Origin of the sequence: Amycolatopsis sp. DG1A-15b (genome assembly GCF_030285645.1) — a bacterium.
Lineage (GTDB): Bacteria > Actinomycetota > Actinomycetes > Mycobacteriales > Pseudonocardiaceae > Amycolatopsis.
Window position 1 is genome coordinate 7,293,992 of the sequence record NZ_CP127296.1, and the last position, 13,753, is coordinate 7,307,744.

The 13,753-nt window shown below is 70.7% G+C and carries 11 protein-coding genes, 1 pseudogene and 1 riboswitch; of the genes and pseudogenes, 8 read left to right on the forward strand and 4 right to left on the reverse strand.

All coding sequences use genetic code 11. The features are described from left to right. Nucleotides 1–30: 30 nt before the first annotated feature. Nucleotides 31–2,307, forward strand: a complete 2,277-nt coding sequence (locus QRY02_RS33490; protein ID WP_285986801.1) for an AAA family ATPase — start codon at nucleotides 31–33, stop codon at nucleotides 2,305–2,307. Nucleotides 2,308–2,394: 87 nt separating this feature from the next. Here QRY02_RS33490 and QRY02_RS33495 read toward each other — a convergent pair whose 3' ends face one another. Together QRY02_RS33495 and QRY02_RS33500 are read right to left on the reverse strand one after the other, a co-directional pair. Continuing rightward, on the reverse strand, nucleotides 2,395–3,042 hold the full coding sequence (locus QRY02_RS33495) for a LytR C-terminal domain-containing protein (RefSeq protein WP_285986802.1): 648 nt from the start codon (nucleotides 3,040–3,042) through the stop codon (nucleotides 2,395–2,397). After that, nucleotides 3,039–3,347, reverse strand: coding sequence for a DUF3263 domain-containing protein (locus tag QRY02_RS33500; RefSeq protein ID WP_003101701.1), 309 nt, complete (start codon nucleotides 3,345–3,347; stop codon nucleotides 3,039–3,041). Before QRY02_RS33500 ends, QRY02_RS33495 begins: the two co-directional genes overlap by 4 nt. 155 nt (nucleotides 3,348–3,502) lie before the next feature. Between QRY02_RS33500 and QRY02_RS33505 the strand changes: the two genes are divergently transcribed. Continuing rightward, nucleotides 3,503–4,081 (forward strand): peptide deformylase, encoded by a 579-nt coding sequence (locus QRY02_RS33505; RefSeq protein WP_086841440.1) that lies wholly within the window; start codon nucleotides 3,503–3,505, stop codon nucleotides 4,079–4,081. A 43-nt stretch (nucleotides 4,082–4,124) separates the two neighbouring features. Here the strand turns inward: QRY02_RS33505 and QRY02_RS33510 are convergent, their stop codons facing one another. Continuing rightward, nucleotides 4,125–6,290, reverse strand: coding sequence for a glycoside hydrolase family 15 protein (locus tag QRY02_RS33510; protein ID WP_285986803.1), 2,166 nt, complete (start codon nucleotides 6,288–6,290; stop codon nucleotides 4,125–4,127). Between the two features lie 200 nt (nucleotides 6,291–6,490). Between QRY02_RS33510 and QRY02_RS33515 the strand changes: the two genes are divergently transcribed. The 4 genes and pseudogenes from QRY02_RS33515 (at nucleotide 6,491) to QRY02_RS33530 (ending at nucleotide 10,940) form a co-directional block, all read left to right on the forward strand. Continuing rightward, on the forward strand, nucleotides 6,491–7,402 hold the full coding sequence (locus QRY02_RS33515; RefSeq protein WP_285986804.1) for a S1C family serine protease: 912 nt from the start codon (nucleotides 6,491–6,493) through the stop codon (nucleotides 7,400–7,402). A 47-nt stretch (nucleotides 7,403–7,449) separates the two neighbouring features. Next, a riboswitch (TPP riboswitch) is annotated at nucleotides 7,450–7,570 on the forward strand. Continuing rightward, nucleotides 7,564–9,201 carry a phosphomethylpyrimidine synthase ThiC gene (gene thiC / locus QRY02_RS33520; protein ID WP_034284127.1) on the forward strand — a complete coding sequence of 546 codons (1,638 nt, stop codon included), beginning with the start codon at nucleotides 7,564–7,566 and terminating at the stop codon, nucleotides 9,199–9,201. Its footprint overlaps the riboswitch before it by 7 nt. Beyond that, nucleotides 9,198–9,995 (forward strand): bifunctional hydroxymethylpyrimidine kinase/phosphomethylpyrimidine kinase, encoded by a 798-nt coding sequence (thiD, locus tag QRY02_RS33525; RefSeq protein WP_285986805.1) that lies wholly within the window; start codon nucleotides 9,198–9,200, stop codon nucleotides 9,993–9,995. The genes thiC and thiD (QRY02_RS33525) overlap by 4 nt, the downstream gene beginning before the upstream one ends. A 260-nt stretch (nucleotides 9,996–10,255) precedes the next feature. Continuing rightward, nucleotides 10,256–10,940: pseudogene (locus tag QRY02_RS33530) on the forward strand (NADP-dependent oxidoreductase). Here the strand turns inward: QRY02_RS33530 and QRY02_RS33535 are convergent. Continuing rightward, the gene (locus QRY02_RS33535; RefSeq protein WP_285986806.1) at nucleotides 10,937–11,947 is read right to left on the reverse strand and encodes a phosphatidylinositol-specific phospholipase C domain-containing protein; all 1,011 of its coding nucleotides are present in this window, start codon (nucleotides 11,945–11,947) and stop codon (nucleotides 10,937–10,939) included. The pseudogene QRY02_RS33530 and the gene QRY02_RS33535 overlap by 4 nt on opposite strands. Nucleotides 11,948–12,060: 113 nt before the next feature. Here QRY02_RS33535 and thiD (QRY02_RS33540) point away from each other — a divergent pair, with 113 nt between their 5' ends. Both thiD (QRY02_RS33540) and QRY02_RS33545 read left to right on the forward strand, forming a co-directional pair. After that, the gene (thiD, locus tag QRY02_RS33540; protein ID WP_285986807.1) at nucleotides 12,061–12,888 is read left to right on the forward strand and encodes a bifunctional hydroxymethylpyrimidine kinase/phosphomethylpyrimidine kinase; all 828 of its coding nucleotides are present in this window, start codon (nucleotides 12,061–12,063) and stop codon (nucleotides 12,886–12,888) included. Between the two features lie 59 nt (nucleotides 12,889–12,947). Further along, the gene (locus QRY02_RS33545) at nucleotides 12,948–13,751 is read left to right on the forward strand and encodes an ion transporter (protein ID WP_285986808.1); all 804 of its coding nucleotides are present in this window, start codon (nucleotides 12,948–12,950) and stop codon (nucleotides 13,749–13,751) included. The last annotated feature ends 2 nt before the right edge of the window (nucleotides 13,752–13,753 follow it).

Sequence of the window (13,753 nt, forward strand, 5' to 3'; positions counted from 1 at the left end):
CGGGACCGGCGGATCGCTAGGGTGAACGGCGTGAGCCACCCGCAGATCACGCTGACCGTCCGGCACACGCCGTCGGCGCTGGACACCCGCCGCGGCGTCGTCCGGCTGCATCCCGAAGTCCTCGACGCCTTGGGCCTGCGGGCCTGGGATGCCGTCCACCTCACCGGGGCGCGGGTCAGCGCCGCGCTCGCCGCGCCCGCCGATGAGACCGGCGTGCCCGGGGTGGTGCTCACCGACGACGTCACCATGTCGAACCTGGGCGTCACCGAGGGGTCGGAGGTCGTGGTCACGCCGGCCGACGTCGCCGCGGCGAAGACGGTGACCGTCGCCGGGTCGCGGCTGGCCAGCGTCTCGGTCAGCCCGCACATGCTGCGGCTCGCGCTGATCGGCAAGGTGCTCACCGTCGGGGACGCCGTATCGCTGCTGCCGCAGGACCTCGCGCCGTCGCCGGGGTCGGACCCGGCCGGCCTGCGTGGCCAGCTGTCGCGGGCGATCGGCGCGACCTGGACGAACGAGCTGCTCACCGTCACCGCGACCGAGCCGGCCGGCACCGTGGCCGTCGGACCGTCCACAGTGGTCACCTGGCGGGACGGCGCCCGCCCGGGCACCGCCGAACCGGCCGCGCCCCAGACGGCGACCGCGCTGGTCCGCACCTCCGCCGTCACCGCGGCCGAGGAGTGGATCGACGCCGAAGTCGTCGAAGACGAGGTCGCGGTCGCGGTCGAAGAGGCCGCCGAACCCGTCGTCCCGCTGGCCGACCTGATCGGCGCCGAAGCCGCCGCGCGCAAGCTCGCCGAGTGGTTCGACCTCGCCTTCCAGCGGCCCGAGCTGCTGGCCCGGCTGGGCGCGCCCGCCCACCTGGGCGTCCTGCTGTCCGGCCCGGAAGGTGTCGGCAAGGCGACGCTCGTGCGGTCGGTCGCGAGCGAAGCCGGCATCCGCGTGCTCCCGCTGGCCGCGCCGAACCTCGCCGTGCTGGACCCGAACGTCGCCGTGGCCCGCCTGCGCGAGGCCATCCGCGCCGCCGGCGGCCCCTCGGTCCTCCTGCTCACCGACGTCGACGCGCTGCTGCCCGCGACGACTCCGCCCCCGGTCGCCACCGTCGTGCTGGAAGAGCTGCGGGCAGCCTTGCGGCGCGAGCGCTTCGCCGTCGTCGCGACGACCGCCCGTGCCGAATCGGCCGACCCGCGGCTGCGCGCCGCCGACCTGCTGGACCGCGAGCTCGGCCTCGCCCTCCCGGACGCCAAAACCCGCCGCGAGCTGCTGAACGTCCTGCTCCGCGACGTCCCGCTCGACACCGGCATCGACTGCGGCGTCCTCGCCGAGCGGACGCCCGGCTTCGTCGCCGCGGACCTGATCGCGCTGCGCCGGGACGCCGCGCTGCGGGCGGCGCTGCGCCAGCGCGACACCGACGAGCCGCGCATCTCGCAGCAGGACCTGCTCGACGCGCTGGCCACCGTCCGGCCGGTCTCGATGTCCACTTCGGACAACCTGGCCACCGGCGGGCTGACCCTGGACGACGTCGGCAACATGGTCGACGTCAAGCAGTCCCTCACCGAGGCCGTGCTCTGGCCGCTGCGGTACCCGGACTCGTTCGCCCGGCTCGGCGTCGAACCGCCGCGCGGGGTGCTGCTCTACGGGCCGCCCGGCGGCGGCAAGACGTTCCTCGTGCGGGCGCTGGCCGGCACCGGCGCGCTGAACGTCTTCGCGGTGAAGGGCGCCGAGCTGATGGACAAGTGGGTCGGCGAGTCCGAACGCGCGGTGCGCGAGCTGTTCCGCCGGGCCGCGGAGGCCGCGCCCGCGCTGATCTTCCTGGACGAGATCGACGCGCTGGCTCCGCGCCGCGGCCAGTCGTCCGACTCGGGTGTCGCCGACCGGGTGGTCGCCGCCCTGCTCACCGAGCTCGACGGCGTCGAGCCGATGCGCGAAGTCGTCGTCCTGGGTGCGACGAACCGGCCGGAGCTCGTCGACCCGGCGCTGCTGCGGCCCGGCCGGCTCGAGCGCCGCGTCTACGTGCCGCCGCCGGACGCCGAGTCCCGCGCGGCGATCCTCGCGGCCAGTTCGAAGAACACCCCGCTGGCCGACGACGTCGACCTCGCCGCGGTGGCGTCCACTCTGGACGGTTACTCGGCGGCCGACTGCGCGGCGCTGATCCGCGAAGCGGCGTTGACGGCGATGCGCGAGTCGCTGGAGGCCCGCGAAGTCACCGCGGCGCACCTCGATGCGGCTCGGAAGACGGTCCGGCCGAGCCTCGACCCGGCTCAGCTGGCCACGCTGGAGGCGTACGCGAAGACCCAGGCCGGGGAGTGAACACGTAACTCGCGTGATCAGACCCGGATCTCGCGTGATTGAAGCCGGAACTCGTGAGTTCCGGCTTCAATCACGCGGGTTACGTGCTCAGCTGCCCTTGTGGCCCGACTGGTATTCCTTCGTCACGATGACGATCACCCCGGGGCTCGCGCTCTGGATGCCCTCGAAGCGGGGCTCGGCCTTGATGCCGAACTCCTGCGCGAGCTGCTTGGCCGCGGCTTCCTCGTCGGTGCCCGGGCGGTAGAACGCCGTCGTCGTCGGGATGATGCCCTGGGAGTAGTTGCTGACCTCGTTGACGTTCCACCCGGACCCGCGGAAGTCCTCCGCCGCCCGGTCCGCCAGGCCCTTGATCGTCGAGTTGTTGAACACCCGGACGGTCACCCACTTGTTGGACGCCTGCTGGTCACCACCCGGCTGACCGGGGCCGGGGCCGGGGCCACCGGGGGCGGGCGACGTCGCCTGGCCGGGCGGCGGCGAGCTCGGTGACGGCGGCGTGGGCGACGAAGAGCTCGCCGAGCTCGACGACGATGCCGAAGACGACGTCGACGGTGGCGTCGACGACGACCCGCCGGACGTGCCCGGCTGCGTCGACGTGCCGCTCGGCCCGGCTTCGTTCGACCCGTTGCCCCCGCCCAGCGCGGAGATGCCGCCGATGACGGCGGCGATGATCGCCACGCCGATCAACGCGACACCCGCGGCCTTCATCGGCCGGGACATTCCCGAAAACACACTCATTTCAGCTCGATCCCCAGTCGCCGGGCGCCTCGCTTGCGCTGGCGGGCGGCGCGGGTCTTGCGCAGCCGCTTCACCAGCATCGGGTCCGCTTCGATCGCCTCCGGCTTCTCCAGCAGCTTGTTGAGCAGCTGGTAGTAGCGCGTCGCAGACAAGTCGAAGCGTTCGCGGATGGCGTTCTCCTTCGCCCCGGCGTGCCGCCACCATTGGCGCTCGAAGGCGAGGATCTCGACCTCGCGTTCGGTCAGGCCGGGCACGGGCTTCGGCGGCGACGGCTGCGGCTCAGCCATCGACTCCGCGGCGTCCATCCGAGTCCCTCTCAATCGGGCGTCATGGCGAATCAGACCTAGCTCTTCCGCGGGCGCCATTGAACCACGGAAGCGGCCGCCGACGTGGGCATCGACGTCGGCGCGTCACGGTCTGATGCAGGTCTACCAGAAGGGTCCGACTAAACTGGCTCGCCGTGACCATCCACCCCATCGTTATCGCCGGCGAACCCGTGCTGCACCAGCCGACTCGGGAGATCACCGAGTTCGACGAGAAGCTGCGCACGCTCGTGGACGACATGTTCGAGACGATGTACGCGGCCGAGGGCGTCGGCCTCGCGGCCAACCAGATCGGCCTCGATCTGCGGGTGTTCGTCTACGACTGCCCGGACGACGAAGGCGTGCGGCACAAGGGCGTCGTGGTCAACCCGAAGCTCGAGACGTCGGAGATCCCGGAGACCATGCCGGACCCGGACGACGACTGGGAGGGCTGCCTCTCGGCACCCGGCGAGTCGTACCCGACCGGCCGGGCCAAGTGGGCGAAGGTGACCGGCTCGGACATCGAGGGCAACCCGATCGAGGTCGAGGGCACCGGTTACTTCGCGCGCTGCCTGCAGCACGAGACCGATCACCTGGACGGGTACATCTACCTCGACCGCCTGGTCGGGCGGCACGCGCGCGCCGCGAAGAAGATGCTGAAGTCCAACAAGTGGGGCGTGCCGGGCAACTCGTGGCTGCCGCCGCGGACCCCCGAGGACGACGGCGCCGTCATCTGAGACCACGAAGGGCCCCTCGCGCACGAGGGGCCCTTCGCCGTTTTCAGCAGCCGAGGAAGTGGCAGCGGACCACTCGAGGCGTCTCCAGGACCGAGCCCGCCTTGACGTCCCAGGCGAGCCGGACGTACTGGGCGTGCGTCCAGGCCAGCGGGGTCGCCGACGTCGTGGGCGTGCCGGCCGGGAAGCCGGTCTGCCCGGACGGCGGGTTCTCGTCCCACACCTGCTCCGGCATGGTCTCCGCCGAGCTGCTCACCCGGCCGAGGTGACGCAGCCGCCGCGCGGCCGACGACGGGTCGCCGAGCGCCAGTTCGTACTCGCCGCGTTCGCCGGCGAGCAGCGGCCAGAGCCGGCCGAACGTCGTGCGGCTCTCCGCCGGGAACGTGTAGTCCCACGGCGAGCCGTCGGCCTGCTCGCCGTAGCCGTCCTTCGTGTAGCGATGCCAGAACTGGCCGGTCGGTGTGGTGAAGGCGATGTCCTTGTCGGTCACCCGGATGCTGTTGCGGATCACCGGGTCGTCCGCGCGGTAGACGCCGAGCCGGACCAGGTCGAGGAAGCCCGCGTCGGTGACCGCGCGCTGGTCCATCGTCACGCTCGAGTTGCCGAGGTTGTACGTCGTTCCGGCGTTCGCGTTCGCGTCCTTGGTGAGCCGGACGAAGTACGGGTCCTTCGACAGCGGCCCGTTCGTGGTGATCGTCTGCTTGGGCAGGTCGGCCTTCATCTTGTCGGCCGCGGCGAGGTAGCGCGCGGCGTCGGCGGCCGCGCCGTTGTGCGAAGCGATGTCCGCGGCGCAGACGAGCCCGGCGATCACCGAGGCGATGGTCGACGGGGACCAGCCGTCCTGCTCCTCCCACCGCTCCTGCTGGGTGTACGGCGACGGCTGCCCGTCCGGGCCCCGGTAGCCGAGGATGAAATCGGCGGCCTTGCGGACGCCGGGCCACAGGTCGTTCCGGCCGAGCTGCTGGGCCAGCACGATCGGGAACGCGGTCTCGTCGAGCTGGATCGACGTCCAGTACGGCACGCCGTCGACCCGGCTGTTCTGCGGCAGGTGCCCGTCGGGCTGCTGCTGCGTGCCGAACATGTACGTCACGGCGCGGTTCGCGGCGGCCGTGTCGCCGCCGGCGGCCAGCCCGGTCGCGATCTGGTAGAGGTCACGCGGCCAGACCAGGTGGTAGGTGCCCGACGGCGACCACTCCGGGTCGTTGTTCCCGAACCGCCACGGCATGCTCGGCGATGCGATGAAGGCGCCGGGGTGGTGCTTGTCCTCGCTCGCGGCGAGCGTCAGCATCGACGCCTGGTAGAGGTCGCGCTCGGCGCCGGTCTTCAGCGACGACGGCGGCTTGGCGACCCCGCGCAGATACTGCTGCCAGCCGCGGTCGTAGGCCCGCGCGATGTCGCGGAAGCCGCGTCGCTGCGACGCCTGCGCGCTCTTGAGCGCGTCGCCGGCCTTCGCACCCATGCCGAGGGCGACGGTGACGTGCCGGTCGCGGACGCCGTCGGCGCTCGTCCGGCCGGTCAGCACGACGTTGCCCCTGGCCGCGGTGTCGTATTGGCCGAGCTTGAACGTCTTGGCGAGCTGGGTGTTCCCGTCGGACGCGCCCGCGTAGCCGACGCTGGTCGCGGTGAACGCGGGCTTCGCGGTGAGCGCGGTGGCGTTCGAGGCGTCCTGCGCGGTGACGGCGTCACGTGCGCGGGCGGCCGAGTCGTCGGAGCCGTCGTTGGTGAGGTCCGGGTCGGCGACCGCGTAGAGCTGGTAGGGCCGCCCGGTGAGCGACTGGAAGTCGACGTCCACCAGCACGGTCGTGGCGCCCGGGTCGGTGACGTAGGTCTTGCGGAGGCGCCAGCGGTGCTGGTCGTCGGTGACGGTCTGCTCGTAAGCCAGACTGTCGTCGTCGGTCCGCCGGACCTGCTGCGACTTCGCCGAGTAGTCGGTGACGGCGAAGCTGCGGCCGTCCGTGACGACGAAGTCCATCGAGCGGATGCTGGGCGTGGACAGGTCCGGGTAGTAGACCTCGGACAGCTGCCCGCCCTGGAGGGTGAACCAGACGTTGCTGGACCGGTCGTGCGCGGTCCCGAACCCGGTTTTGTTCGCCGGTAGCCAGCTGGGATGGGCCCCGGGCGCACCGGGAGCCTCCCCTTGCGCCGCCGCGGTCGCCGGGATCAGACCGGTGACCAGCAGCCCGGCGAGGGCGCCGAAGATGAGTTTGCGCATATCAACCCCACAGAAGATCGCTTCTGCACCGTTACAGAGCGACTTGGGAGTCTGCCGCCGATCCTTCACCGGCGCATGGTCCGATCCGGTGAACCACTGACCGTCACTGGTCCGCCGGCCCGGTTCACCAGCAGCGAACGGACTTCCCGCCGAACCGGGCGCAAACTTGTAGTACCTGCAACGCTGTAATCGAGGTGCGCATGGACGACGCGATGGACGCCTATTCGCGCGCGGTCAGCACGGTCGCCAAGACCGTCACCCCGCACGTCGCCGGGGTGCAGCTCGCGCGGGGCAGCGGCTCGGCCGTCGTCTTCGCCGACGACGGCCACCTGCTCACCAACGCCCACGTCGTCAGCGACCACCGGCGGGGAGCCGTCACCTTCGCCGACGGCAGCGAAGTGCCCTTCGACGTCGTCGGCGCCGATCCGCTCTCCGACCTCGCCGTGCTGCGGGCGCGGGGCGGGACACCGGCGGCCGCCGTGCTCGGCGACGCCGACCGGCTCGTCGTCGGGCAGCTCGTCGTGGCCGTCGGGAATCCGCTCGGGTTCTCCGGGACCGTCACCGCCGGGGTCGTCAGCGCGCTCGGGCGGGCGCTGCCGGTCCGGCAGGGGCGCACCACCCGCGTGATCGAGGACGTCATCCAGACCGACGCCGCCCTCAACCCCGGCAACTCCGGCGGCGCGCTCGCCGACTCCGCCGGGCGGGTCGTCGGCATCAACACCGCCGTCGCCGGGGTCGGGCTCGGGCTCGCCGTGCCGATCAACCCGACGACGCGGCGGATCATCGACACGCTCGTCGTCGAGGGCCGGGTGCGGCGCGCGTACCTCGGCGTCGTCGGGGTGCCCGCGCCACTGCCGGACGACATCGCCGAGCGCACCGGGCAGCGCGCCGGGCTGCGGGTGCGCGAAGTCGTGTCCGGCGGCCCGGCCGAGCGGGCGGGCCTGCGCGCCGGCGACCTCGTGCTGACCGTCGGGCGCACCCGCGTCTCGGACGCCCAAGGCATCCAGCGGCAGCTGTTCGCGGAAGTGATCGGCACCGCACTGCCGATCACCGTGCTGCGCAACGGCGCCATGGTCGACGTCTACGCGACCCCGGCCGAGTTGGTCGGGTGAGGTGAGGAGACTTGAGTATCGCGCTTCGGCGTGGCATGGTCGGGGCACAACAGCAACGCGGGAGCTCGCGCCATGGCGGGCTGAGAGGGTGACTTGCGTTTCGCAGGCGTCACCGACCGCATGAACCTGACCGGGTAATGCCGGCGTAGGGAGTGAAGTCGTTGACGACGCTAGAGAACAATGCTGCCGTAAAGGTGACCACCGGGCCGATCACCGGCTCGCACAAGGCTTACCAGCAGACGGAATCCGGGCTCCGCGTCCCCGTCCGGCGGATCGATCTCTCCAATGGCGAGCAGTTCGACGTTTACGACACGTCGGGCCCGTACACGGACCCGGACGTCGAGATCGACGTCCACAGTGGACTTCACCGGCTCCGGGCCGGCTGGGCCGACGGGCGCGAGCACAACACCCAGCTCGGCTGGGCCAAACAGGGCGTCATCACCCGCGAAATGGAGTACATCGCGGCCCGCGAACGGGTTTCGCCGGAATTCGTGCGCGACGAGGTCGCCCGCGGCCGCGCGGTGATCCCCGCCAACCGCAAGCACCCCGAGACCGAGCCGATGATCATCGGCAAGAACTTCCTGGTGAAGATCAACGCCAACATGGGCAACTCGGCCGTCTGGTCGTCGGTCGAGGAAGAGGTCGACAAGATGGTGTGGGCCACCCGCTGGGGCGCCGACACGATCATGGACCTCTCCACCGGCAAGCGGATCCACGAGACGCGCGAGTGGATCATCCGCAACTCGCCGGTCCCGGTCGGCACCGTGCCGATCTACCAGGCGCTGGAAAAGGTCGACGGCGAACCGGAAAAGCTGTCGTGGGAGGTGTACCGCGACACCATCATCGAGCAGTGCGAGCAGGGTGTCGACTACGTCACCGTGCACGCCGGCGTGCTGCTGCGCTACATCCCGCTGACCGCGCGGCGCGTCACCGGCATCGTCAGCCGCGGCGGGTCGATCATGGCCGCCTGGTGCCTCGCGCACCACCAAGAGTCCTTTTTGTACACGCACTTCGAGGAACTCTGCGAGATCCTCCGGCAGTACGACGTCACGTTCTCCCTGGGCGACGGCCTGCGTCCGGGCTCGATCGCCGACGCCAACGACCGCGCCCAGTTCGCCGAGCTGGAAACCCTCGGTGAGCTGACGCACATCGCGCGTTCGCACGACGTCCAGGTGATGATCGAGGGCCCCGGTCACGTGCCGATGCACAAGATCAAGGAGAACGTGGAGCTCGAGGAAAAGCTGTGCGGTGAAGCGCCGTTCTACACCCTCGGCCCGCTCGCGACGGACATCGCCCCGGCGTACGACCACATCACGTCGGCCATCGGCGCGGCGCAGATCGGCTGGTACGGCACGGCGATGCTGTGTTACGTGACGCCGAAGGAGCACCTGGGCCTGCCCAACCGCGACGACGTCAAAACGGGCGTGATCACGTACAAGATCGCCGCGCACGCCGCGGACCTGGCCAAGGGGCACAAGTACGCGCAGGAGTGGGACGACGAGCTGTCCAAGGCGCGCTTCGAGTTCCGCTGGAACGACCAGTTCAACCTGTCGCTGGACCCGGACACCGCACGCTCGTTCCACGACGAAACGCTGCCCGCCGAGCCGGCCAAGACCGCGCACTTCTGCTCGATGTGCGGCCCGAAGTTCTGCTCGATGCGGATCACGCAGGACGTCCGCAAGTACGCCGAAGAGCACGGTCTGTCCACTGTGGAGGCCATCGAGGCCGGCATGGCTTCGAAGTCGGCGGAGTTCACCGAGTCCGGCGGCCAGGTGTACCTGCCGGTGGTGCAGCCGTGACACCGAGGACCGCCCTCACCATCGCCGGATCGGACTCCGGCGGTGGTGCGGGCATCCAGGCCGACCTGCGGACCTTCTTCGCGCACGGGGTACACGGGCTCGTCGCGCTGACGGCGGTCACCGTGCAGAACTCGCTGGGCGTGCAGGGTTTCACGGAGATCCCGGCCGACGTCGTCACCGCGCAGATCAAGGCCGTGGCGTCGGACATGGGTGTCAACGCCGCGAAGACGGGCATGCTGGCGACGGCCGAGATCATCCGCTCGGTGGCGAAGACCCTGGACGAGGTCGAGGTCGGGCCGTTCGTGGTCGACCCGGTCGCGGCCTCGATGACGGGTGACCCGCTGCTGCGAGAGGACGCCCTGGAGGCGATCCGCACGGAGTTGTTCCCGCGCGCGACGCTGATCACGCCGAACCTCGACGAGGTCCGGCTGCTGACGGGCGTTTCGGTCGTGGACCCGGCTTCGCAGCGTTCGGCCGCCGAAGCCCTGCTGGAGTTCGGCTCGCAGTGGGTCCTGGTCAAGGGTGGCCACATGACGGGCACCGCGGACTGCGTGGACCTGCTCTCGGACGGCCGGGAGTTCATCTCCCTCAGCGGGCCGCGCTACGAGACGGAGAACACCCACGGCGGCGGCGACACCTTGGCGTCGGCGATCACGGCGTCGCTCGCGAAGGGCGCTTCGGTACCGGACGCCGTGGCGGCGGGGAAGAAGTTCATCGAGCGGTGCGTGGCGGAGGCCTATCCGCTGGGCGCCGGCGTGGGGCCGGTCTCGCCGTTCTGGGTGCTGAACCCGTAACTCGCGTGATCCAAGCCGGAACTCGCGTGATTGGAGCCGGAACTCGCGAGTTACGGCCTCAGTCACGCGAATCACGGCTGTACTCACGCGAATTACGGGTCAGCGGACCGGCTGGAGTTCGCGGCCGTCGTACTCCTCGCGGGCCGAACGGATGCGGGCGAAGTTCGCCTGGCTCCACGTGCTCAACGCGATCAGGTGCGCGCCCACCTCGGAGCCAATCTCCGTCAGCGCGTACTCCACCGTCGGCCGGCGGGCCGGAGGTGCTCCGCGTCACCGAGGCACCGCGCCCCGAACCCGGGCCGACGGAGGTCCTGGTGCGAGTACACGCAGCCGCGGTCAACCCGGTCGACTGGAAGGTGCGGCGCGGCGGCGGGTTCCTCGGCGAGCCGCCGTTCACCGTCGGCTGGGACGTCGCCGGTGTCGTCGAGGAGGCCGGCTTCGGCGCGACCGGCGTCCAGGAGGGCCGCTGCCCTGCCGCTGGCCGGGCTGACCGCGTGGCAGGGACTGGCCGGACGTCGCCGACGTCCGGCCGGGCCAGCGGGTGTTCGTCGACGCCGCCGCGGGCGGGGTCGGCCACCTCGCCGTGCAGATCGCCAAGGCCCGTGGCGCGCGGCCACCACGTCCGATGTGGACGTCTACTTCGGACTGGTCGGCGAGGACAGCGACCTGCGCTGGCTGCCCGCCATCAAGGAGGGCGGCCTGCTGATCGGCGTGCCCAGCGGGGTCGCCGACCGGGTCGAGGCGGCCGCCGCCGAACGCGGCGTCACCACGAAGCGGATTCTCGTCGAACCCGACCGCGGCGGGCTGACCGGCCTCGTCGAACTCATCGAGGCCGGTCAGCTGAAGGTCCGCGTCGAGCAGACCTTCCCGCTGGAGGACGCCGCCAAGGCGCACGAGCTGGGTGAGTCGGGCCGGGTCTCCGGCAAGCTCGTGCTGACGGTCTAACCGCGCGCGAGCACCTGCGGCAGCACCGTCGTGAGCCCGGTCCAGTCCGCGGTGACCACCGACGCGTGCTGCTTCGCCAGGTCGGCGACGCGCTGGTTGGCCTGGTCGACCGTCGGGTTGTGGCCGTCGATGGCCGGCGCGACGTTCTGCGCGTCGGTCATCACGACGTAGTAGTGGTTGGCGTCGTACCACCACGGCCCGGTCTGGGTCACCCACGCGTTCGCGTCCCCGTCGAAGACCACGAACCACGGCTTGAGGTCGGCGGTGTACTTGTCCCGCGGGTCACCGCCGGCCGCGCCGTGCACGGTCGGGAAGATGTTCGCGTCGCCGAGCTTGCCCGCGTTCTTCAGGCCGGCCAGGTAGCGCGCGTACTCGACGTCGGTCTTCAGCGTGTCGGTCGGGTTCCCCTCCTCGACCGTGCCCGGGATGATCTCGGTGATCACCCGGCCCCGCAACGCGTCCACGGACGGCCAGTTGTCCGCCTTGGCCGCGTCGTCGAGCGTCGCGTAACCACCGAGCAGCTCGGCCGGGCGGAACGCGACGCTGCCGAGGTGCGCCCGGAACGTGGCGTCCAGCTCGTCCGGGCCCAGGCCGGTGTTGTCCGAGAAGCCGGTCTTCATCTCGAGCTTGAGCGTGATCGGCGTGTGCCCGGGGTGCGCGGCCAGCCAGATCCGGATGTCGTCGAGGCAGTACTCCAGGTTCTTGTTCTTGCCGCCGGAGTACAGCTGCGACGCCGAAGTCGCGGCGACGCAGTTGTTCTGGTTCCCCAACGGGTTCGAGTGGCTGACCTTCCATTCGTGGGTGAAGAAGTCCGGCCAGACGTCGAGCTCGATCAGCGACGACCCGGCGTCGAGGGCCCGGGCGAGGTAGTCGTAGGCCGCAGGGTCGTAGGTGTTGTGCACACCGACCGTCGTGACGTGAGAGAGCTTGGGACTGTCCGCACTGGCGGCGGTCGCTCCGGAGAGCGTGAGAGCGGCCGTGAGGAGGACCACCGAGAAGAGCTTCATCCAGGCTCCTTCGCCCGTGAACTGGTGAGTAGCCCCCACAATGTGCCACCGTGGTTGACTGTTGATGAAGAAAGTGCGGCCGGTTGGCCTAGACCAGAAGTCGGGAAACCACCATGACCACGAGCCCTCCCTCCGCGCTCACCATCGCGGGGTCGGACTCCGGCGGCGCCGCCGGGCTGCAGGCGGACCTGCGCACGTTCCTGACCTGCGGCGTGCATGGCCTGGTCGCGGTCACCGCCGTCACCGTGCAGAACACCTTGGGCGTGCACGACCGCGCCGACCTGCCGCCGCACATCGTGGCCGGGCAGATCGAGGCCGTGGCGGCGGACATGGGCGTCGGCGCGGCCAAGACCGGCATGCTGGCCTCGGCGGAGATCATCCACGCCGTCGCGGCGGCGTGCGACAACGCCGAAATCGGGCGCGACGCGAAGATCCCGTTCGTCGTGGACCCGGTCGCGGCGTCGATGCACGGCCACCCGCTGTTCGACGAAGCCGGGCTGGTGGCGCTGCGCGACGAGCTGCTGCCGCGCGCGACCGTGCTGACCCCCAACCTCGACGAGGTCCGGCTGCTCACCGGAATGGCTGTGAAGGACCGCGAGGGCATGCACACCGCGGCCGTCGTGCTGCACCGGATGGGCCCCCGGTACGTCCTGGTCAAGAGCGGGCACCTGCAGGCCGACCCGGAGTGCGTGGACCTGCTGTTCGACGGCTCGACGTTCGTGGAGCTGCCGGGGCAGCGGTACCCGACCCCGCACACGCACGGCGCGGGCGACACGATGGCGTCGGCGCTCACCGCGGGCCTGGCCAAGGGGATGTCCGTGGTCGAGGCCGCGCGCTACGGCAAGTGGTTCGTCTCGCACGCGGTCGAGCACGCCTACCCGATGGGCGCCAAGGTCGGCCCGGTTTCGGCCTTCTGGCGGCTGGCGCCCGAGGAGCGCTGAGTACCCGCCCGGTTACCATCCCTGCGTTTACTGATCCTTGACCGAAGCAGGGGGCGGCCTTGACCGGGCGCGATCGGGTGGCGAAGGTCCTGGAGGACCGCCGCTTCCAGAACTTCATCATCGCGGTGATCGTCTTCAACGCGGTCACCCTCGGCATGGAGACGTCCACGTCGCTGATGGACGGCTACGGTTCCCTGCTGCACGCCCTCGACCACCTCGCGCTGGGCATTTTCGTCGCCGAGCTGCTGGCCAAGTTCTACGCCTACCGCGGCAGCTTCTTCCGCGACAACTGGAACGTCTTCGACCTGCTGGTGGTCGGCATCGCGGTGATCCCGGCGACCGGGCCGTTCGCGGTGCTGCGGTCGTTGCGCGTGTTGCGCGTCCTGCGGCTGATCTCCGTCGTGCCGTCGATGCGGAAGGTCGTCTCCGGCCTGCTCGCCGCGATCCCCGGGATGGCGTCGATCGCGGCACTGCTCGCGCTGATCATCTTCGTGGCGGGGGTGATGGCGACGAAGCTGTTCGGCACCATCGACCCCGGCGACTTCGGCGACCTCGGCACGTCCCTGTTCACCCTGTTCCAGGTGATGACCGGCGAGGCGTGGCCGGACATCGCGAAGACCATCATGGAACAGGCGCCGATGGCCTGGATCTTCTTCGTCGTCTACATCCTGGTGTCCAGCTTCGCGGTGCTGAACCTCTTCATCGCCGTCGTGGTCAGCGGCATGGAGGACGAGCTGCGCCAGGACATCCGCGAGGAAGAGGCGAAGCAGGCCGAAACGCAGGCCGCGGCCAACCAGGAGATCCTCGACGAGCTCCGCGCCCTGCGCGCGGAACTGGCCGAGCTGCGGCAGAAAGCCGCTTAGTG

Bases quoted from the DNA above. Each gene is read 5' to 3' on its own strand.
- QRY02_RS33495 (WP_285986802.1), bottom strand. From the start codon at position 3,042: ATGAGTGTGTTTTCGGGAATGTCCCGGCCGATGAAGGCCGCGGGTGTC.
- QRY02_RS33500 (WP_003101701.1), bottom strand. From the start codon at position 3,347: ATGGACGCCGCGGAGTCGATGGCTGAGCCGCAGCCGTCGCCGCCGAAG.
- QRY02_RS33510 (WP_285986803.1), bottom strand. From the start codon at position 6,290: ATGCGCAAACTCATCTTCGGCGCCCTCGCCGGGCTGCTGGTCACCGGT.
- QRY02_RS33515 (WP_285986804.1), top strand. From the start codon at position 6,491: ATGGACGACGCGATGGACGCCTATTCGCGCGCGGTCAGCACGGTCGCC.
- QRY02_RS33535 (WP_285986806.1), bottom strand. From the start codon at position 11,947: ATGAAGCTCTTCTCGGTGGTCCTCCTCACGGCCGCTCTCACGCTCTCC.
- thiD (WP_285986807.1), top strand. From the start codon at position 12,061: ATGACCACGAGCCCTCCCTCCGCGCTCACCATCGCGGGGTCGGACTCC.